The 23,000-nt window shown below is 33.4% G+C and carries 15 protein-coding genes; 3 read left to right on the top strand and 12 right to left on the bottom strand.

Annotation, left to right across the window (positions count from 1 at the left end):
• Positions 1–185 precede the first annotated feature (185 nt).
• Positions 186–1,568, top strand: coding sequence for an IS66 family transposase (gene tnpC / locus ONG75_RS02040; RefSeq protein WP_264375454.1), 1,383 nt, complete (start codon positions 186–188; stop codon positions 1,566–1,568).
• 188 nt (positions 1,569–1,756) lie between these two features.
• Here tnpC and ONG75_RS02045 read toward each other — a convergent pair whose 3' ends face one another.
• The 7 genes from ONG75_RS02045 to ONG75_RS02075 all read right to left on the bottom strand — a co-directional run bounded on the left by ONG75_RS02045 (position 1,757) and on the right by ONG75_RS02075 (position 18,758).
• Positions 1,757–2,845, bottom strand: a complete 1,089-nt coding sequence (locus tag ONG75_RS02045; protein WP_264375634.1) for a hypothetical protein — start codon at positions 2,843–2,845, stop codon at positions 1,757–1,759.
• A 211-nt stretch (positions 2,846–3,056) separates the two neighbouring features.
• Positions 3,057–3,512 (bottom strand): Hsp20/alpha crystallin family protein, encoded by a 456-nt coding sequence (locus ONG75_RS02050; protein ID WP_174516806.1) that lies wholly within the window; start codon positions 3,510–3,512, stop codon positions 3,057–3,059.
• 442 nt (positions 3,513–3,954) lie between these two features.
• Positions 3,955–5,748, bottom strand: coding sequence for an ankyrin repeat domain-containing protein (locus ONG75_RS02055; protein ID WP_264375635.1), 1,794 nt, complete (start codon positions 5,746–5,748; stop codon positions 3,955–3,957).
• The gene (locus ONG75_RS02060) at positions 5,700–6,800 is read right to left on the bottom strand and encodes an ankyrin repeat domain-containing protein (RefSeq protein ID WP_264375636.1); all 1,101 of its coding nucleotides are present in this window, start codon (positions 6,798–6,800) and stop codon (positions 5,700–5,702) included. Before ONG75_RS02060 ends, ONG75_RS02055 begins: the two co-directional genes overlap by 49 nt.
• A 385-nt stretch (positions 6,801–7,185) precedes the next feature.
• A complete protein-coding gene (locus ONG75_RS02065; protein WP_264375637.1) occupies positions 7,186–14,610 on the bottom strand; it encodes an ankyrin repeat domain-containing protein in 7,425 nt (2,474 codons plus the stop codon).
• Positions 14,611–14,982: 372 nt separating this feature from the next.
• Positions 14,983–16,062: an ankyrin repeat domain-containing protein gene (locus ONG75_RS02070; RefSeq protein WP_264375638.1), complete on the bottom strand. Its 1,080-nt coding sequence runs from the start codon at positions 16,060–16,062 to the stop codon at positions 14,983–14,985.
• Positions 16,063–16,157: 95 nt separating this feature from the next.
• Positions 16,158–18,758 (bottom strand): ankyrin repeat domain-containing protein, encoded by a 2,601-nt coding sequence (locus ONG75_RS02075; protein ID WP_264375639.1) that lies wholly within the window; start codon positions 18,756–18,758, stop codon positions 16,158–16,160.
• Positions 18,759–19,286: 528 nt separating this feature from the next.
• Between ONG75_RS02075 and ONG75_RS02080 the strand changes: the two genes are divergently transcribed.
• Positions 19,287–19,430 (top strand): hypothetical protein, encoded by a 144-nt coding sequence (locus ONG75_RS02080; RefSeq protein ID WP_226079608.1) that lies wholly within the window; start codon positions 19,287–19,289, stop codon positions 19,428–19,430.
• A gap of 201 nt (positions 19,431–19,631) precedes the next feature.
• Here ONG75_RS02080 and ONG75_RS02085 read toward each other — a convergent pair whose 3' ends face one another.
• Positions 19,632–20,552, bottom strand: a complete 921-nt coding sequence (locus tag ONG75_RS02085) for a patatin-like phospholipase family protein (protein WP_264375833.1) — start codon at positions 20,550–20,552, stop codon at positions 19,632–19,634.
• 4 nt (positions 20,553–20,556) lie between these two features.
• Positions 20,557–20,775, bottom strand: a complete 219-nt coding sequence (locus tag ONG75_RS02090) for a hypothetical protein (RefSeq protein WP_264375640.1) — start codon at positions 20,773–20,775, stop codon at positions 20,557–20,559.
• 122 nt (positions 20,776–20,897) lie between these two features.
• On the opposite strand from ONG75_RS02090, the gene ONG75_RS02095 reads away from it, so the two are divergent.
• Positions 20,898–21,434, top strand: a complete 537-nt coding sequence (locus ONG75_RS02095) for an ankyrin repeat domain-containing protein (protein ID WP_264375641.1) — start codon at positions 20,898–20,900, stop codon at positions 21,432–21,434.
• On the opposite strand, the gene ONG75_RS02100 is transcribed toward ONG75_RS02095, so the two are convergent.
• The 3 genes from ONG75_RS02100 to ONG75_RS02110 are packed head-to-tail and all read right to left on the bottom strand — an operon-like array spanning position 21,400 to position 23,000.
• Positions 21,400–22,389, bottom strand: coding sequence for a phage late control D family protein (locus tag ONG75_RS02100; protein WP_264375642.1), 990 nt, complete (start codon positions 22,387–22,389; stop codon positions 21,400–21,402). The two genes, ONG75_RS02095 and ONG75_RS02100, sit on opposite strands and share 35 nt — an antisense overlap.
• Before the next feature lies 1 nt (position 22,390).
• Positions 22,391–22,594, bottom strand: coding sequence for a tail protein X (locus ONG75_RS02105; RefSeq protein ID WP_264375643.1), 204 nt, complete (start codon positions 22,592–22,594; stop codon positions 22,391–22,393).
• Entirely contained in the window at positions 22,575–23,000 is a 426-nt protein-coding gene (locus ONG75_RS02110) for a phage tail protein (RefSeq protein ID WP_264375644.1), read from the bottom strand. Before ONG75_RS02110 ends, ONG75_RS02105 begins: the two co-directional genes overlap by 20 nt.

The following is a 23,000-nucleotide window of genomic DNA, read 5'->3' on the forward strand; positions in this document are numbered from 1 at the left end:
ATACAATACATAATGAAAGGTATTTGCCAGTAGAGCAAAAGATTTTCCTCTATGGAAGACAGTGTATGATTATTTTTTTAGGTGGCGTAATAGTCACACATTGCTTGGTATCCGTTCAGCGGAGTGGCAGAATAAGGTAGACAAGGTGATCTAAAAAGATAATCATAGAGCAAAAGTGAGGTAATGTGGTAAACCTTTTAGAGCTTTGCAAAAATTTACAGCAAAAAATAGAAAAGTTAGAAGCAAAAATAGAAAAGCTGGAAAGGGAGAATGAAAGTTTAAAAGCAGAGAACAAGGCTTTAAAGATAGAGAACGCTGAATTAAAGGAAAGGCTTGGTTTAAACTCGAAAAATTCATCTCTACCAAGCTCTAGAGAGTTGTACAAAATAAAAAAGGACAAGCCAAAGAGCGACAGAAACGTTGGTGGTCAGGTTGGTCATAAAGGAAGTTTTCGCGCCAAAATGGATGCAGATGAGGTGATAAAAGTAAAGTTGTCATCTACTTGTGAATGCGGAGGAGGGATTGCAATATGCAATGGACCGTACATTCATCAAAAAGTTGATCTTCCGGAAATTAGGCCTTATGTAGTGGAATATCAGATGGAGCATGGTCGTTGCCGGAGATGCGGAAAAAGAAGAAGCAGTAAGTTACCAGAAGGTGTTACGTCAGATACATTTGGTCCAAGGGTTAAGTCAATAATTGCAGCGTTCAGCGGATTCTACAAAAATTCAAAACGCGAAATAGCGAGTGTCGTAAATGATATCTTCAATTTGAACATAAGCGTCGTTAGCATATCAAATAGTGAACATAGAGTTGCTTCAAAATGCAAAAAAATGTATGAGCAGATCGAACAAGAGATAAGTAGGAGTAAAGTTCTACATATTGATGAAACGAGCCATTATAACAAAGGTAAACTCGCTTGGTGTTGGATGTTTGCAAGCAATACGGCAAGTTTTGTGAAGTTGACAGAGTCAAGAGGAATGAAAGTTTTAAAAAATAACGCATGCTGCAATCATAATAGCTTAGTGGTAACCGACAGGTACGCAGTATACAATTACTTTGCTGATGAAAAAAGGCAAATCTGCTGGGCACACTTAGCAAGGGATTTTGAAAGATTAGCGCATAGTTGGAATATTGAAGTCAAAGTTCTTGGCTGTTACTTAAGAAATGTAGCTACTGAATTATTTGCACTAAAAAAGGCTTTGCTAAAAAATGAGATAGATGTTTTTAGATTTGCCAGACGTGCCAGAAAGTTGCGAAAACGTACAAGGTATTACTTGAAGGAAATATCCTACTTACCTGAAGCAATTGGAGCCTCTCGAGTTGCGAAAAATATTTTGAAATCTGAAAGAATGATGTGGAATTTTTTAGATGACCCAAAAAACATTCCGCTGACAAACAACCATGCTGAACAGCAGATACGGCATTATGTCGTTTACCGCAAAAATTCGTATTTTACACAATCAAAGCGGGGAAATGCATTCCTTGAACGGATAATTTCGTTATACTTAACATGGAAACAAAGGGGTCTCAATCCTTTCCAAAACCTCTTATCTATTGTTTCTTAAACCACTCTCCTGAACGGATACTTCCTTGAACGGATAATTTCGTTATACTTAACATGGAAACAAAGGGGTCTCAATCCTTTCCAAAACCTCTTATCTATTGTTTCTTAAACCACTCTCCTGAACGGATACTTTATTGTTTAATAACATTTGTGCCATTCTCTCTAACTTGAGCTTATGGTTTAAAGTACTTAATGACCAAGAGCATAATTATTACTACAAATAGGTGGTCTTAGGCTTTCAAGATGACTATTTACTTTCAGCGAATCGTCCAAATCATGCTCTATTTTTTGTGTTTTTATCTCGAATTTAAATCCTAATTTTTCGCAGAATTTTTGAAAATATTCTTTAATAATATCAAACAAGTTTCTACTTTCCCCTTTATAATTTTTTAGTTCCTTAGGAATAGTAAGTAATAATTTGCCATCTTTATAGGTTACACCATCTTTACCATCTTGAGACTCAAGTACAAATTCAAGTGAAGTCGATAGATCGCATATTTTTTCTCCTGGGTTATCAAACTTCGTTATGGACACTAACATATCAGATTTTACTTTTGTACTGATTGGGTCAGCACAATCAATACACATTGTTTTATTCTTGCTATATTCCCCTTTTAATCCATATTCCAAGAGTGAACTTTCAAGAATAGGGATGCTTACAGCAAATTCATACCCCGCTTGGTTACAATTAGTGATTATTTCTTCTAAAATAGAGTCATTTGGAACACTTGCTTCTGCGTATTGGAACATTTCCTTAAAAACTTCTTTTACAAATGGGCGATAGTTCTTATTCTCATCTCCTACTTTTAGTAATAGATGCAGATGCTCTCTTCCAGCATTGTAAAATCTCTCAAAATCTTTCCCATATGAGGTGGTTTTCTGATAATCAGGAATTTCAGAATTTTTGCAGTGACTTTTCCATAATTCACATAACGCATTATGTGCAAGTTCCTTTTCAAGATCCTTGAGGACTGAATCAACAAAAGCTCTACCATAATCTGTATCTATTTCTCTTTGTTTTTCTCTTGCGGTTTCAGTACTGTATATATCATAACTATTAAAAAGGTTGCTTTTGCGATATTGAGCTCCTTCCATTAACGCAGAGGTTAAAACTGTATCTATAATTTTTCCATTAATAACAAAGTTCATTCTTGGAAAATCGAAATACATTGTTTCACCAGAGTTTGCTGATTTATTGCTCTCACCAGCCTTTAATTCACTAAAACCAAATTCTTTAATTTTAGCCTTCAATGTAACTATTGGATTTGCCTCACTCATACTCCCTCTTTCTTCAAAGTCAATTATACCATAAGAGTTATTAATAGATTATTGACAATATGTAAGCTTAACAAAGGCTTTACACTATCTGTATAATAAATACGCTAAGACAAAAATTTAGATCTAGAAAAGATAATTGAACTTTATTACATTCCATCTAAATAATTTAAAGTAGCAAGCCTCAAACTAGAACCCTGCTATTACTTACTGGTTACTTTACATCAATTCTCTTGATATGTTTCTCCGACTTAGGTATGGTTACGTGCAATACTCCATCTGAAAAATTAGCAGACACTTTATCTTGCTCTACATTTACTGGAAGCTGAATAGACCTATAGAAAGATCCATAGTATCTTTCTCGATGGTAAAACTGCTTATCTTTTGACTCGTTATTACACGTCTTTTCACCCTTCACTATTAAGCTGTCGCCAGATATACTAATGTCTATGCTTTCTTTGGAAATACCTGGTAGCTCTAGCGAGAGACAATAGCTTTCTTTTGTTTCATAAAAATCGCAAGCTGGTAATAGACTACTACCTCTTCTGGAAAGCTCTGAGTCCCATCCTGTAAAGAAGCTATCAAATATGTTATCAACGGCTCTTTGTAGTCCTCTTACACTAAAGTTATCACGGTTATTGTTTTTATTTGAATGAACTATATTACTCATGTTGTACCTCCTTTCACTAATATATGCATTACGTAATCATTCTACTTACTAATTTCAACCCTAAATCTAAAGTCAGAGCTTTTGTTAGATGTGAAAAGTTGTTCCAATTTACTATGACTTGATTATGAGAAAAAAATCTTATTTGGATTACCATGGGTAATGCTATAAACTAGATTAATTGTAGTACGTAGAGTTATTACATTCCTCCCATTTCTGCGATTATTTTCTTCATCTTCATTTGATAAGTATTTTACTTTTCAAACTTACCTCCAATGATTTATTTAATATTCCCCAACTTTGAGTGCACTAAATTTGCTCATTTTCCCTTAACTTGACACGTATACTTTTTTGAATATTCCCATAAAACCTTTAAAATAATCTTTAAATTACTAAAGCCATTACTTAATGTTGAAAGTAGCTTGTTCTGCTATTTTTCCTTAACTTAAACGTACTGTACTTGAGATGTACTTGAGGTAATCACTACATCGTTAATATTAGTATTAGGATTACTGATGCTAAGAGGTTTACAAACATCCATCAAAATTCTTAAGTCTTCGTTACTCAGGTAACTAAATATTTTTTCAGTACAGTCATATGGTAACTCAGGAAAATTGTTAAAGAGAAAATGGAAAATTTTATTGCCTTGTTCAAGTAACTCTTTTCTTTCCATACCCTTTCTGAAATGACTTTCGATCATACTAGCATATATTGGAAATTTTGTTTTATAGTCGTCTGATTTTAAAACCTGCACTATATTTTCATTCCTCATATATATTGCTAATGAGCTTGTACCTTTTGCCAAGATATCATAAAATGAAATGTTAGGATTATTAATCTTCTCACTCTTCATGCTTGCTATTTCTTCCTCACATTCATCCTGAAAACCACTTATTTCACCACTGATACTCATTGATAGTAAATTTTTTTCACTTACATATAAATTTGCGGTTTTCATTTTAACTATGTGGCGTTTCAGAGCTTCAGCAGTTACTTCACACGAACAGACACCACGATCAGGATCGTAATAACCATCATCATCAGAGCTATAGTTGTTGAGTTGACTATAGAACGACCTTATTCCAGCTATAGCATGATCAAGAGGTGTATGATTATTTCTACTTGTAATATTAATATCAGAGCCATACTCCAGAAGAGTGACAACAACTTCTACGTGTCCTTCTTGAGAAGCAATGTGAAGTGCTGTTCTGCCATACTCATCTCTAGAGTCAATATTAGCACCAAATTTCAAGATAGTCTCAATAATTTCCTGATAACCTTTTTTAGCACCTAAGTGCAGTGGTGTAATGTCACTTTTAATTTTAGAATCAACTTTGGCACCGCATTCTAGCAATACTTTTACAACCTCTTTATGACCCTTTTGAGTTGCAATGTGCAGTGCAGTGATTCCATCCTTTTGCTTAGCATTTACATTCGCTCCTTTATTCAAAAGCATCGTGCTAATTTCTTCATTTCCTCTTTGAGCAGAAAGATGGAGCGGTGTAATGTCACTTTTTACTCCAGAGTTAACATTTGCATTGTATTTCAAAAGAGCTTCAACAACTTTTACATATCCTTTTTGAATAGCAGCATGAAGTGTTGTTACACCATTTTTAGTTTGAGCATCTACATTAACACCTTTACTCAGAAGCAGTTTAGCAATTTCTCCCTTAATATTAATATCAGGATCTTCATTAGTGAGAAATCCAAAAAAACCTTCACTTTCACTTAAAGCAGTAAAATGCAATGCTGTTCTTCCATATTTGTCACTAGCGTTAATATCAGCATCATGTTGCAAAAGAGCTTCAACGATTTCTATGCATTCCTTCTTAACAGCAATATTCAATAGATCAGGACTATCTTTTATATTAGCTCTATTAGTTAAAAGTAGCTTGGTAACTTTTAAATCGGCATTCTCAATAGCATAAAATATTGGAGTTTTTCCGGTTTTATCTTGAGCATTTATATCAGCTTCATAGCTTATCAACAATTTAGCTACTTCTTCCTGTTTGTTTTTGGCTGCACTATGTAAAGGTGTAAAACCTTCTTTAAATGTTGAATTGTATAACGTATTAACATCAGCACCATACTTTAATAGGTCTTCAATAATTTTCAAATATCCTTTTTCAACAGCAGCATGTAATAACTTAGGATTATTTGCATCTTCTGGGTTAACAATAAGGCCATATTCTAGAAGAGCCTCAACAATCTTTTTATACTCTTCTCCATAGCCGTGCACTGCGATTTTAAGAGAGCTTCTGTTACTTTGATCATTAAATTAATATCAGGACAGTACCTTAAAACATCCTCAACAATTGTTAAATATCCTTTTTCAACAGCGAGGTGTAGTGTGGTTTTGCCATCTTTATCCTGATTATCAACTTTAGCTCCATGTTGTAAGAGCAGTTTTACAACTATTTTACGTCCTGTTTTGGTAGCAATATGAAGCGGCGTTAAATTACCATTTGTGCTAGCATTAATATCAGCACCTTTATTCAAGAATAATTTCACAGCTTCTTCATTGCCTAGTTCAGAAGCAAAATGTAGTGGCGTATATCCTTCCTTCAATGTGAAAGAATGAGTACAAGCACCATGGTTTAGAAGATCTTCGGCAATATGCATATATCCTTTCTTAGCAGCAATATGAAGAGGGGTTATACTATCTTCCCCTTTAACATCAACATTAGCACCTCTACTTAAAAGCAACGTGATAACTTCTTTACTACCTTTTTCAACAGCAAAGTGCAGTGGTGCATAACCTTTTTTCCATGTTGAAGTACACACACAATTAACATAAGCTCCATATTTTAAAAGATGCTCAACAATTTGTAAACATCCTATCTCAGCTGCAACATGAAGTAGACTTGTACCATTATTGTCTCTGGCATTAACATCAGCTCTATGCTTTAAAAGTAATTCAGTAACTTCCATTTTCTTATTTTCAATTGCATTGTGAAGTGGAGTTCTACCATATTGATTTTTAGCATTAATATTAGCACCTTTGTCTAGAATCATCTTAACAATTTCTATGTCACCATTTATAACAGCAAAATGAAGAGGAGTATTAGAAGGCTTTTTATTTTTGCTGTTAACTTTAGAACCGCTTGTTAAAAGTAGCTTAGCAACTGCTGCATGTTTGTTCTTAACAGCATCACAAAGTAAAACATATCCTTCTGACCATGCTTGTGAGTAAGACAGCCCAAAAGAATTGATTAACTCCCTTGCTCTTTCTAGTCTTCCTTCACGAACCGCAGAAATTAAACTGTAGTTTATATCCTGATTACCTAGCATAACTACTTGCCCTCCAGATTATAACATTTTACTTATATTAATATAATTATAAATAGATGATATATTATCCACAGTATATAATATAAGTCAAACTAGTTTAAACATAATATTTTTACTATCTTGCAATGTTTTAGTTTCTGTAATGAATTCAGGTGTTTACATACACTCCTTTAACGCAATAAATATGTCTAATAGAATCAAATGGTAAACTTGTAGCTGTGATGCGGAGTATAAAGTAGCCCATGTACCAAAAACTTGTACTTTTTTCTACAATCTACTTTCTCTTAATTTGACTCTATGGCTTGCTGAAACTCAGATATTGTAACTGATCTAAGTATAATATAACATTAACTTAGGTTATATATAAATATTTCAATAGTATTATTCAAAGTTTCAAACTTTTAACTCCACTTTCTATATTGACGTCTTGTAAATTTTGATCTGGCTTTTTTAGCATTTCTAACAATTTACTCGCAACATTCTTATGTCCATTAGCTATAGCAACTTGCAATAATGTATTCCCTTGATTATTACGGGCGCTCGTTACAGCTAAAAATTCATCTTGCTTTACTACCCTTAACTTGTTGATAATTCCAACATTACCTTTTTTTGTATCTTCAAACAATTCTTCAACTAATTTCAGGAAGTTAGCAATTTTCTGATCTTTGGAAAGATTAATAGGTGTTTTGCCTTCTTTATTCTCAATGTTGTAAGTTGCACCATGTTTTAATAAAGATTTTACAACTTCTAAGAAGCCATTTTTAGCAGCAACATGAAGTGATGTAGTACCACCAGAAGTTGTTCTAGCATTAACAAAGTCATTTAATTTATCACGACTGATATGTTGTAACAGAACCTCAACAATTTCTTTGTAACATTTGGAAGTAGCAGTGTGTAATGGTGTATTACCTTTATTAGTAACTTGACTAACATTAGCTCCATTTGTTAGTAAGATGTTTACAATATCTATGTGTCCATTGCTAACAGCGTAATGCAACGGTGTTCTTCCATCAATATCTTTATCGTTGGCATCAGCTCCATCTTTTAACAGACGCTGAACAGTTCGTATATCACCTTTACTAGCAGCAATGTTGATATCTTTCTGCAGATGCTGGAGAACCTCTGATGCTTCGCTACCCTCAAGCTTAAATCTAAAATTAATCATCTCTATCTTTTTTAAAATATCTAAAACACTCGGATGACTTGGTCCAAAAACAGCTTTTCTTTGATCAAAACTTTCTCTGTAGACTTTAAGTGCGCTGATCCATTTCCCTTGAGCAAAAAGTACATTTGCTATGTTGTATTGAGTATTCAAGGTTTCTGGGTGATTTTGTTGTAAAGCTTTTTTCTGGATATTTAAAACCTCTTGAAAAGCTTTCAAGGCTTCATGATATTTATTTTGATTGAAGAGTACCCCAGCAATGTTATGTAACGTTCTCAAGGTATCAGCATGATTAATACCTAAAATTATTTTCTTCTTTTCAAAAACCTCTTTATAGATTTTTAAGGACTCTTCGTATTTACCTTGGTTAGCTAGTACCATTGCTATATTATTTTTGGCACTCACAGTGGCTAGATCATGTGTACCTAGTGTTTCTTTCCTCTTTTCAAAAACTGCCCTATTGATATTTAACGCTTCTTCATATTTTCCCTGTTTATCTAATACTAATGCCATGTGAAACTGAGTATTTAAGGTATCTGAATGATTTGACCCTAGTATTTCCTTTTGTCTCTGATAGACTTCTTGATAAATATTAAAAGCTTCTTCATCTTTCCCCTGTCTATGCAGCACTAAAGCGATTGTACTTCTTGTACTTAAAGTATCCTTATCGTTTAAATCCAGCATTTCTTTTTGTTTCTGAAAAATCTCTTTAAGCATATTTAAAGCTTCTTGGTAAATTCCTTGCTTATATAGCACTTTGGCTATATATGTCTGAATATCTAAAGTACCAGGATTGTCTGGTCCTAGTATTTCTTTTCTTCTTTCAAATGCGCTTCTGAAAATACTTAAGGCTTTTTGGTAATTGCCTTGATTCAAGAGCACTAAAGCTGTATCAATCTGAGCGGATACGTCACTTTGCGATATCTGCTTCAACTGCTCGACTTTTGAAAAGTTACTATGTACTGCAGCAACTACTAACGTTTTGTTCTCTCTATTACGAGCACTCATCACTGCTTTTACTGTATCAATATCCTTTATCTTATTTAGGTCATTAATAACTTGAGCATTACCATCTTTAACCTTTTTAAATGATTCACTGACTAGTTTAAATAAGCTAGTTATACTTTTATCCACAGTAAAATCTGATGGTGTTTTCCCACTGTCAGAGACAGCATTGTATACTGCACCATTAGACAATAGGGCCTTTACAACTTTTAAGTGAGAGAACTTAGCAGCATAATGCAGAGGAGTAAACCCCTTGTTACCAACCACATTAGGATTAGCTTTATTTTGTAATAGAATATTGACAACTCCATCATAGCCCTTCCATGCAGCATAATATAATGGTGTTACACTATCAGCATTTTTGGCATTAACAAACGCTCCTGCTTGAATGTAATTCTCAACCTCTGAAGAGCTATTACGTTTTACAGCCTCAAATAATTTCTCAGTTGATGCTAATAGATTGATAACGTCTTTATCGTTAGTCATTTCTAATGGTCTTCTACAAAGCTTGTCAACAGCGTTATAAACTGCACCATTTTTTAATAAAACTTCAATAACGTCTTTATAACCAAAATTAGCAGCAATATGCATAGGGGTTAAGCCATTAGTATCTTTAGCATTAACGTCAGCACCTTGTGCTATCAAATACTTTACAACTTCTAACCGACCTTTCATTGCAGCATAGTGTAGTAATGTCTGGTTAGCTGTACCAAGCTCATTAATACTCAACCCCTTGCTAAGGAAAAACTCTACGGTATCTTTATAACCTTCTCTAGCTGCAATGTGTATAGGCTTTGATCCAGAGGCATTTTTAGCATTAATATTAGACCCTTCATCTACTAGACATTTTACCATTTCCAAGTTACTTTCCTGTGAAGCAATGTGCAGTATAGTCCAATCATCATTGCCTTTAGCATTCATATCTACTTTTTTATACTGCAGTAACATTTTAACCACTTGCAAATGACCATGTGCAACTGCTAATTCTAAAGGTGTTCTGCTCTTATTATCCTTAACATTAACTTTTGCTCCATTACTTAATAGGACTTCAACAACATTAACATGGCCGTGTCCTGCAGCTATATGTAGTGGAGTACCTTCAACATTTACAAAGTTAACATTAGCCTTGTTTGCTATCAAAACTTCAGCAACTTCTTCATGGCCTTCTTGTGCCGCAAGATATAATGGTGTTATACTATTAATAGTCATAGCATCAACATTGGCTCCCCTTTCTATCAGAGCATTTACTATCCCCTTATGTCCTCTTTTAGCAGCCAAATGTAATAGTGTAGCATCTTCAGGACCTTTTATATCAATATGGGCCTTGTTTTTTAGCAAAATCTCTACAATATCCCTATAACCAGCGAGTACTGCTAATGATAAAGGTTCACCACCTTCTGCATTAACACTAGCTCCATTTTCTACAAGAACTTCAACGATCTCCTTATGATTATGCTTAATAGCAGAAAGCAATGGTGTTAGGTTGTTACTCTTAACATTAACACTGGCTCTATTTGCTACCAAAATTCCAACGATTTCCTTATGACCTCCTTCCACAGCTACATGTAATGGTGTACTACCTGCAATACCTTCTGTGTTAACTTTAGCTTTATTTTTTATTAAAAGATTCACAATATCTTTGTGACCTCCCACAATAGCTGCATGTAAAGGTGTAAGACCATAATTAGCACTAGTATTGACTTCAGCTTTACTTTTGATTAGAAAAGCAATAGCGTCTTTATGTCCACTTAGAGCAGCTACATGCAATGGCGTCATGCCATCATTAGTTCTAGCATCAACTTCAGCTTTATTTTTTATTAGAAGATCAATAATATCTTTGCTACCATTCATCGCAGCTGCATGTAATGGTGTACTACCCTTAATGTCTTGAGCTCTAACTTCAGCTTTATTTCTTATTAGGAGTTCAATAATATCTTTGTGACCTTTCAGAGCAGCTACATGTAATGGTGCTAGATTATTATTGGCTTTATCATTGATTTCTACTCCATTTTTTATTAAAAGCTCAGCAACTGCCTTATGACCACTCTCTGCTGCATAGTGTAATGGCGTAGCATTATTTTTATCTTTAGCGCGAATGTTAACCCCATGCTCGAGAAGAGCAACAACTATCTTCAAGTGGCCACTCTGCACTGCAAAATGTAGTGGGGTTATACCTTCCACAGTGGCAATACTAGCATTTGCCTTATTTGTCAGTAAAGCCTTAACAATTTTCTCATGTCCATCTTTTGCTGCGTAGTGCAAAGGTGTGTTATTATAGGTTTTGTCAACAACATTAACATTAGCTCCATGCTTCAATAAAATATTAGCTATCTTTTCATGACCGTTTTCTATTGCATAGTGTAATGGTGTACAACCATCTATAACTCTGGAGTTAACATCGGCTCCTTTGAGAATTAAAGCATTCACTACTTCTAGGTGGCCATTTAGTGCTGCTGTATGTAATGGTATTCCCTCCTTATCGTTTCTTGCATTAACATTTGCCTCATTTTTCAGTAAAAAATTAACTAGCCCTAGATAACCACTTTCTGCAGCTATATGTAGTGAAGTAAAGCCACCCATAGTTTCGTTGATGTCAACATTCGCTTCTTTTTCCAGCATAATCTTAGCAACATCAATATGATTGTTTTTTATTGCATAGTGTAAAGGTGAAAAACCAGCTATATCTTTGGTATTAGTATTAGCATTATTTTTTAGTAGAATTTCAACAGCATCTTTGTGACCATTTTTAGCTGCAATATGTAGTGATGTTTTGCCACTATTATCTAGATCATCAACATATACACCTGTTTTTCCTATAAAAAATTCCACAATATTTTTCCTTCCATATGCAGCAGCAATATGTAGTGGGCTTTGACCATTAATATCTTTAACATTAACGTCTAAATTTTGATTAAGAACAAATTTTATAATTTCAAGACTAGGTCCCTTAGCAGCAAAATGTAATGTAGTCCATGAGTTAATACTTCTAGCATTGATGTCTGCTCCTTTTTTGAGATAACTCTTTAAGTCTTCAAGATTTCCTTCTTCCAACGCAGCAAACATTTTTTCCTGATTAGTAATAGTGATAAGGTTTTGATCGTATTTATCTTTCAGCTTGGAAGGATCATCTCTTACCGACTTGCCAATTTTCTTCTTACTTTTTATTACATTTTCTGAAATAAGTTTTTTAGCATTCAAGATAACTGCTATTGAGGGATCAGATAACAATACATCAACTAAGGTATTATCATGTGCTAAATGATTACGCAAACATTTTCCAGTTAATAAAGGAGTGTTATCATCTAAAAAAAGTAGATTGTTTTCTAGATGCTTCTCTGATCTACCTAAAATTGACATTATATCCAGAACAAGCATTTCTACTACTGCTTGCAACTTTTTATTCCTCTTGTAGGAAGGAAGCTTTTCAGTTAACTTGCCACTTAATGCGTTATTCCTCAAAATACTTTTCAGTTCAGATAACTTCAGTTCAAGCTGGTTATTGTATTTTTCTTCTGTTATGTTGTAAGCCTTCCTTTGTTTATGTATAGGAATAAACGAACCTTTCTCATTCAACTTGTTTCTTAATTCCTCAATCCATTTAAGGTCACCTGTTCCAAGTTCAGCAATGTAAAAAATCTCACAAGTTAATCTATTTACTTTATCAAGGTTGTCATCCTGTATTCTTGACCTAACACTATGAGAAATTTCCATTGATAGTTCGGCTATTTCTTTAAGATTGTGAGACTCTATTTGGGAAGGAATATTCTCTAGTGTTTTATTAGCAAAGAATTTTATTCCTCTAATAACATTATGGTCAATCTTATTGTCATTCAAACCAACATCTAAGCTCTTTAATGATATAAACGCCGTAACATAATCAGTTCTGATATTTTTTGATTTAGTTTTTGCAAAATTGATTATGTTATCAATTTTATTAAACAGCTCCTTTTCATAATTCGTCTTTTCAGTTATATTATTGCTTAATTCTTTTATGAGTTTTTCAAGCTTATCATGTTCCATCACTTTAAAACTCTCTGTAATCATTTCATCTAATTCAACGTTACTAAATATTCCAGCAACTTCTTTTATCTCGTCTAAGTTTTCACTACTGGTAATTTTCTTTAGCAACATTATGACTATTTTAATCTTGTTATTGTAAAGAATATCAGTAATTACATTATCGATTCTTTTAGTATCATTTTGAACACCAATAAAAAAGTTAACATCTGTATTTTCCTCAATCTCTGTTCTTTTAGAGAGCGAGTAAGCATGTGATAGTGAATTACGTAAATCTATAATGACTTCTCTTGTGTTCTTTGGTAATGATAGTAGAAGAAGCTCGCTTGTAGTGCTAGATAACTTGGGAGATTCTAGAGTGTTTTTTAAATATTCACCAATAACCTGTAAAACCCTTGTAATAATTAACTGTCCTTCCCTTTCTTTAGGATTAGCTGATAATGCCAACTTTATATAATCACTTATTTTCTCTAAAGAATGAATATCCCTAATTTGTTGATAATCGCTATACAACTCTCCAAATTGAGGATAATTGCTAACGATCTCTGCAACAACCCTCTCACGTTTTAACTTCGGGAGATCAGCAAATTTACCAATGTCCACACCTTCTATAATATCTTTTTCTTCTTTAAGTTTCTTTGCAAAATTTTCCAAGTGGTCTAGTATTTTACTTTTATTCAATGTGGCATTATAGAATAGATTCATTTCCTGTCGTTTTATGTGAGAAGAAACAAAACTGATCAAACAAAATTCCATTTCTTCCCAAGGTAGTCTATCGTAGGTTGATTTCAACTGCCGCTTTAATATATGAATATTTTGTGCAATAAATTTTGCTATGAATAAAAACTTTTCATCTACTTTTTCTGTGTTTGAATACTCTGCCTTTAACAGGCTAATATTTTGAAGTACTAACTCAATCCGCTCTCTTATGTTATTAAGATAACTCTTCACATTCTGATCTTGTCCAGAAGCACTAGAGAAAAAACGGAGGTTTATCAACTTATTTTCAACAAAAATTTCTATCTCTTCTGACAAGAATACGTTCTTTAGTTTTAATTCCTCATAAGCTCGTGAAAGAATTTCATCTAATTCCCTGAAATGAACAGCAAAATAATTACCTGGCCATTTATTAATGAGTGTATCAAGAAGTTCAACATTACCTGAACGTATAGCATAATAAAACGCATTATGGCATGTTTCATCCTCATCATCTGGTAATATAGTAGTTTCTCTGATGCCAACAGATAAATTACTGAGAATTTTACTATTATTGCCAAGTAGGTATTCTAAAATCTTTACCTTATTGTGTTTACAAGCTAAGATAACTAAGTTAGTACTCTTAACAGGATTGTTAGCATTATCATAATAGTCTCTCAAAGTTACTTGATCTTCTGCATCACTTATGTAATCAATAAAATTGCTTAATTTTTTTAAGCTGTCGACATTACCATCTGATATTGCCTCTTCGAGTTCAGTTAAAACCAGGAGATAAAGTTCTTCAGCTTTTGCTTTTCTGCGGTAGAGCTTTTTATATTCTCTAATAAACTCCTCTTTTGATGTGTAAGAACGTGATAAAAACTGTTTATCTTCTTGATAAAAACTGGTTTGTTGTTTAGGTACATGCATAAACCCTCTCTGAGATATATTTACACCAGTATTAGAATAGCAAAGTTTACTTAATATGGCAAAAATTAAAATAGCATCTTTTGTTAATAAAATATTTTTGAGAGAATATCTACTAATCCTGCAATTTCAGGACGAAAAGCCTTCACAACATTTGGTTTTGGGTGTGGGAAATGTGTTGGTTGTTTAAATTTTTAGTAACACCTACTAATAATAATCCGTTTGAAAACAACAAAGAGAAATGATGATCAACTTACATAAAAAAGCACTGAGTTTAGTGTTTTGGCATTATAGCAATCTCTTATGTATCACCTCTCTGGAACCATACGACTAATTGTTGTTCATAAAAAACTCTAGTACTGACAAAAAATGTATTTATTCTAATCTTGCACGTTTGGTATCATTACTTATAGAAGTTTCATAAAGTCTTGTACCAGGCTCTACGAGATTATTTAAGGAACTTAAAGATTGAAAAGTACGTTTATTGGAATCATCAAACGCTACTATAAAGTTTAACAAGTTATCATTAGATAGATATTCAGTTATATTATATGTAGAATCATGATCCAGAATAATTTTCTTTTCTTTGGCATCTTGATCTGCCATATCTAATTTAGTATAAAATTGTATCTTACTTAACTTATTTAACAAATCTGCTCTTTCTAAAAAAGGTTTTACCTTATCTAATATGATATCATTATATATAGGATAGCGTATGGAATAATCAATTTTTGCTAGTCTTACAGATAATTGATTATTATATAGTACATGTATGTTGAAGTTATTTGTAACAAATTCATATAGTGGAAGGCTATCTTTTATTTCATCTGTTTTCATTTGAAGAATTTCACAAACACAGTCATCTAGATAACTTGATAATTTACTGTAATTACTGCATCCTTTATAAGGAGATAAGTCAATAATTTTTCCGTAATCCTTATTGAAGTTCCTTACTAAAGTAAATTTAATCAACAATTTAGCGCATGCTAGATCACTTACAGCGTTATCTAAAGATGTGGAACAATTATCATAAAGCCGTCGTTCACGATTTCTTATATTAATATCAGCTCCATATTCTAATAGTTCTTTAACTACTTCCAGATTTTTACCACTTTTTTTTACAGCATGGTTCAGTGCAGTATTGCCTTTACGGTTTGTTGCATTTACATCAGCACCATGTTTCAGAAGTTCTCTAACTAATTCTAATTCCTTCCCCAGTGTTATAGCAGAATGTAGTGGAGTTTCACTATACATGTTTCTTGAATTGACTTCGGCACCACCTAACAAAAGCTCTTTAGTAATTTCTACACTACTAGTAGTATGAAGTAACGTATCTCTATTCCTTTCTACTCTAAGGTTAGCATTAGCACCTGCAGACAAAAGAGCTTTAACTTTTTCTAAGTTTCGTTCATAGACTGCTTTTTCTAATTCTTTGTTAATATTATTATTTAGCATATTTTTAAAATCCTCCTAAATTTCACTATTTTGTAACAAAATTTTTGTATATTTTCTAGATCTTGGCACCCTCATTAGAGTTTCATTTAAGAGAGCTATAACTTTAAACTCTTTACTCGATTTTCTACGCTGACATCTTGTAAACTCTGATCTGGACTTTTTAATATTTCTAATAATCTACTTGCAAGGTTTGAGTGTTTATTGATTACTGCAACCTGGACTAATGACTTGCCTTGATCATCACGAGCATTTGTTACCGCTACGCGCTCATCGGGTTTTATTGCTCTCAGCTTACTGATAATTTCAACATTACCATTTTTTGCATTTTCAAATAGCTCTTCTACTAATTTCAATAGGTTAGTAATATTCTGGTCTCGAGAAAGATCAAGTGGTGTTTTACCTTCTTTATTCTTGATGTTATAAATTGCACCATGTTTCAACAAAGATTTTACAGCTTCGAAAAAGCTATTTTCAGTAGCAACATGCAACGATGTAGTGCCTTTAACTATTGTTTTAGCATTAATAAAATCACTCAATTTATTGTGGCTTACACGTTGTAACAAAGCTTCAATAATTTCTTTATGACCTTTGGAAGCAGCAGTGTGTAATGGTGTATTACCCTTGTTAGTAACTTTAGTAGCATCAGCTCCATTTGCTAGCAAGATATTTACAACTTTTATGTGCCCATTATTAACAGCATAATGTAATGGCGTTCTTCCATCCACGTTCTTCGAATCAATGATTGCTCCATCTCTAATGGAACTCTCAATTCCTAAATAATTATTATCTTCTATAGCCTTAAATAACTTCTCAACCAATTTTAGTAATTTTATTACTTCTGGGTTTCCTCTTCTTTCCGCAAAGTGTAATGGTAAAACATATCTACCTCCTTCAGCTCTAGCATTAAAGTATGCTCCGCTCATAAGTAGAGACCTAACTATATCTAAATTACCAATTTGTGCCCCTAAGTGTAAAGGCGTAGCATTTTTATCCATTTTTGCATTAACATCCGCTCCATTTATAATAAGAGTTTTAACTACCTTAGGATGACCATATTGAGCTGCAAGATGTAGGGCTGTGCCTTTATTTTGATTTTCTTTTACATTTACATCAGCACCATGTTTCAATAGAACGGTTGCTATCTGATCATAACCTTTTTCTGCTGCAAAATGTAAAGGAGTCCAATTTGTGTGATCTAAAGCATTAATATCTGCTTCCTTTTCTAAGAGCAATTCAACCACCTCTAAATGATCATGGTCTACTGCAAAGTGTAGAGGTGTAGTACTTTTAACTGTTTTAGCATTAATGTCTGCTCCTTTATCAAGCAAAGATTTAGCAACTTCTAAATTACCATCATATGCTGCACAATGTAGAGGAGTCCAACTTCTGTTATCTAGAGCATTAATATCTGCTCCATTTTCAATCAAGAAATTCATTATTTCCAAGCGATTATGTTCTGCTGCCAAATGTAGAGCTCTTCTACCATCATCCATCTTTGCATTTATATTTGCTCCTTTTGCAATTAAGCTCTCTACTATTTTTAAAGAAAAACCATTATATGCTGCATTATGTAAAGGAGTCCAATTCTGATCATCCACGGTGTTAATGTTTGCTCCATTTTTAATTAAAAAATCACTCACCTCGAAATGACTTTGCTGAATTGCTAGATGCAAAGGTGTAAAACCTTCGTTTTTTTTAGCATTAACATTGGCTTTTTTCTCTATTAGTAGCTTCACTACTTCTAAGTGACCATTCTGAGATCCTATATGTAAAGCTATGGAATTATCGTGGTCCTTAGCATTAACATCAATTCCCCTTACGAGAAGAAGAGACTTAACCACTCCAAAGTGATTACGTTCTGCTGCTAAATGTAGCGGTGTAAGATTCCCATAATCCTTAGCATTAACATTAGATTTTGCTTTTAGTAAAATGTCTACTAACTCTAAAAAGCCATTTTGAGACGCTAAATGTAGAGGTGTAATCTTATCATCTGTTTTTGCATTAACGTTTGCTCCCGCTTCAAGCAGAACTTTAACTATATCTAACCTACCAGTTTGTGTTCCCAGATGTAAGGGTGTAATGTTTGCATCAACTTTATGATTACCTATGCCTGAAGATCCAGCGTTAATATTAGACCCTTGTGAAATAAGAGCTTTAACTACTTCGAGGTTACCATTTTGTACTGCAGAATGCAAAGGTCTTGCTCGATCATTATTTACAGCATTAACATCTAATCCCTTTTCAATAAAAACATTTACTATATCTAGATGACCATTCTCTGCTGCTAGGTGTAAAGGTGTATTAAGTTTATCTGTTTTAGTACTAAGATCTGCTCCATTTGCAATCAAGGTGTTGACTATATCTAAATATCCTTGCTGGGATGCAAAACTTAAAGGTGTAAAGCCTAGAATGGTCTTATGGTTTACATCTGCTCCATGAGCAATAAGAAAGTTAACCATCTCTAAGCGATTTTTTGCAATTGAAAAATACAGTGGCGTAAAGGCATCGTACTTAATCTCTGAGTTAATATCTAAACCCTCTCCTAATAAAGTGTTGACTAAATCCAACTGACCATTTCCTGCTGCTAAATGTAGCGGTGTAAGACTAAGATGTTTCTGAATTTCATAATTTTCATTTAAAAACTCTACAAAAAATTGCAGCTGATCCAGATTATTAGATATTCTATTAGTAAACATAAAGGCCTCGCATGAAGAATTTATGTAAAATATAGTATCTACAAGTTTTTAAGCAAGATAAATCTTCTTCTTAAAAAAGATACTGTAATCCAACCTGTATGCTTATAACTTTTTTATTTGATCATGGATAGATTAGGTGTCTCATCTGCAATAGAGACACCTTCCTTAAGTAGTTACATCAATTTTCTCTGTTTTTGCCCCTTTTTTTTCTGATGAAGATGTCTTCATTCTTCTCAGTAGCCAATATTCTTTTTAAAGAATAATCGTTACGTGCACCAAAGCATTAATAATTATACACAATTGTGAAGAAATATTCAATCTTTTTATTGTTTTGAATGTGTTGATGAAAAAAACGTCTGTCAGAGATCATCTGAGAATTGCATTTTAGGCTTTAGATGTAGAAGGGGTCTTATCGTCTTTTTATAAATACTCTAAAAATAGGCTTAAATCGCCAAGAGATGGATATCATGAATTTAGTAGCGTAAAAACATCAAAGATACCTCATATCATAAAGTTTAATGTCAACATTTGGTAGCAACATTCCCGATTTACAAAGCAGAGTCAATAAAGGTTGCAAATAATCTACGTATGTTGGACGTTTCTGTTGATGCTATTTCTAAAATAACAGATTTATCTATTGAGGAACTTGAAAATCACGCTTCCAAAACTTAACCTGAATTAAAAGCAACATTAGTTTGCTGATTTCTATACAATATATTAAAATATCAACAAAGGTGATTACATAATTAATTATCTGCGTTGCTGAATGAAATTCTTGTGCTTCTGTATTCAATATATAATATTAAAAAAATATTTTAGTAAATTTATTAAAGTAGATACTAGAAACTCGCTTATTTCGTTTTTCTAGCTCAGTTATAGTTTTGGATTTTGCTTGCAGAATTTGTCTATCACTTTCTGGTTATCCTCTATCATTTTACTTGCCTCTTGCTGAAGAAATTTGATATTTTTGAGTGTAATATTGTCCATCTCAGTCGATGCTACTTTCAATTGCGATTGTATTCTTATGTATTTATCATCTATTACTTGTTCTAGTTGATAATCAACGCAATCCAATCCAGAAGCAAACATCACATTCAGTAGTGGCTTGACCCACCCTATTTTGCCAAATTTCCTTGAGTTAGCATACTTTATACTTCTATCTGTTCCACCAGTGCCTATTGATAGCAGTATAATCTCATCATTTGGAAATAATCTCTTGCCACTTGCATATGCACAAGCTGCTGGATTATTAGCAAACACTCCGCCATCTATCAACACTCTCTCTGTTTGGCTAATTTTCAGACGTTTTGGTGTAAAGTACGTTGGAGCAGCTGTTGTAGCTCTGAGTGCATCTTTCAACTTAATGTTTTCTTCTTTCCAACTTTTAAAGAAAAATTCACAACTATTGTGAATGTCATAACTGGTGAGTAGTAGATTACTTGCAACATCGGCCATAGTACTTTCACCAAAGTATTTGTTGAGAATAAATTCCATATTTCTATACGAGTACTGAGAACCACTCAGCCAAGAAGCAATTGATTTTCTCCAAAATGATGATTGAAAGATATATGCTCCATACTCTTGATAAAGTTCAACCAAATCATTGGCAGAGTATTGAAGTTTATTGCTTTTACAAAGTCCAGCAACAATAATTCCACCGGTTGAGGTGCCTGCCATTAAATCAAAAATCTGGGAAATTGGCTTTTTTGTCCTAGATTCAATTTCTGCTAGAATAATGGCAGGAATTATTCCTCTGATTCCACCTCCATCAACAGATAAAATATACTTTGCCACTTTTTTATTTTTGTCTCTGCTCAAGTTCATTAACTTCCTCAGCAAGGTTTTTGACCCTTTCTTCAAGGCGATAGATGATTTCTGTAGTCCTTTGATTTTGCTCTATAAATTTATCATGCATATGCACTCTTAAATCGAGTTTGGCCAGCCACCAGATCAATGCTATTGTTTGTATTACCATAGTAGCAATTACTGCTATAGGAATCTTTCCTGTGTTTGTCATTTTTTTAAGGAAAAGCTGTATATAGATATATACAAGATTCATCAAAAATACGTCCAAAAAATCTTTTCTAAAATAAAGTTAATTAGTTGCACTAAACAAGCGATGTAAATAATATAATCAACATGAAATCTAGCCTTTTTTGGAAATTGGTAACAAGTTCAATAATACCAATAATATGCGTTATTGTTCTGTATCAGCACTTTAGTACAGACCAATTATCAAAAGATGTGCCAATAAAAAGTAAGGCAAGTGGCAATGATCTGGAAACATTATCTACTGCAGCTGAAAAATGTAATTTAGATACTGTAAGATCCTTAATAAAAAATGTAGTAGATATCAATGCTACTCATCATTTTGGTGCAACATCATTACACTATGCTACAAGCGGAGGCTGTTTAGAAGTCGTAAAATTTCTAATTGAAGAGGGCATTGATATAAATACTACTGATGCTTTTGGCTGGACAGCTTTGCACTATGCTGCACAGGAAGGACGTTTGGAAATTACTAAATTTCTACTGGAAAATGGAGCACATCCTCTTGCTAAAAATAAAGATAAAAAAACTCCTTTAGATCTTGCTGTAGAGGAATTAAACAATAATAAAGAAGATATTTATGAGGAAATTATCAAATTACTTTCCCACTATCAATTGTTCCCATAACTGCTGTTAATATAGTACGATAGCCAAGATTATCAACTACATGCTCAGCCTTATTTATTATCCACTCGCCATAAATTTCCTTGCGAAACCCAGAAAGGTTGATCTTTGCTTCAGCAAATAATTCAGGATTTCCTGGCATTGTGACATTGAGTGTTGCTGCATTACTCATCAGCTGATTCAACTTCGCAGATGCTGCACTTTGTGCCAAATCACTACTTGCATAAATATCTCGCAAAATATAGCTTGGTTCTTGATTACCTACTTTTTCCGTTATTGTCTCTGCTTTTTCATAATCATACCAGTAAGCAATAACCGAGCCATATTGATTACGCTCATTAAATTTTACTTTCCAATTTGTAATATCTCTAGGTGTTAAAGTAATAGTGCTTAAAGTTTTTCCGGTAACTGATTTTGCTTTTCCTTTTGAAACAAACAGTAAATATCCTCCTGCAGGTTTTGCTATTGCTCCATAAATTTGAGCAAGCCTGGTTAAAAAATGCATATCGCTCTCTGCAGTTTGATCAATATGTGATATCATGATATTTACAAACTCTGCAGCAACTTTAGCTTGATAGCCATGTTTGTCTGCAATCTTTTTTACCAAATCATTTAAGGTAATTTGATGCCACTCATTAAACACTTGTTCCTTTAATGACTCTTTTAGATCCGCTGCATGACTTTTAATCTTTAGTGATTGTGGCGGGCCTTGTAGCGTAATTTCATTTACTATATAATCTCCCATTGGCACAATGCCAGTTTCCTTATACCCGAGTAAAATATTTAGCTTTGCCCCAGTTCTAGGAATCTCAAATAATGAATCACGGTCGTCAAGGTGAATTACAGCAGTATCACTTATTATTCCAGCTTCATCAGTAATGTGCATTGATATTAGCCGACTCTTTACTAGTTCAGTGATTAAAATCCCTTCTACTGAAATGCTAAAATCTGGTGTCATTTCAATCCCATAGTTTCACTACTTGCTTTTGTGTTTCTTTTTGAATAACAGGAAGTTTAATAATTAATCCTGCAGGAAGAAGCTCGTACTCTGCAAGCCCAGAGTTAGCTTTTAACACAACCTCAATTGCTCCAGAGCTGAATCCATAGTGTTTCCAACAAATAAAATCCAACATGTCATTTTCTTTAGTCTTGTAGTACATCATTGTCAGTTACAGTAAAGTCAGTAGTGCTATTTCGTGATGATAAATTGCTATCTAGTAATACGTTATCATAACGTTTTAAACTTAAATGAAACTCAATCTTTCTTGGTTCACCATTTGGAAAAAAATATTTCTGCGTTTCTTCTATTTTCACAATAACAAAATGGCCTAAAATGTTACCTTGGCCATCAATAAGTAAAAGAGGTTTCGATGAATTTCGCATATTATTTATTTGCTTCAGCCCTCCTGAATAGATTACTCCTGCAAGCTCAACAATGTCCTCTCCAGGACCAATACTTTGAAGCAATGGCTTTTCCCCAATACGCTCAAGTGCAGGCCAGCGATATTCACTTCTGCGTGTAAAGCCTTGCTCAATTAATGAAAATCTATATGGACCAAGAGATAACAT

It is taken from the genome of Wolbachia endosymbiont (group B) of Sphaerophoria taeniata, assembly GCF_947179355.1.
GTDB lineage: Bacteria > Pseudomonadota > Alphaproteobacteria > Rickettsiales > Anaplasmataceae > Wolbachia.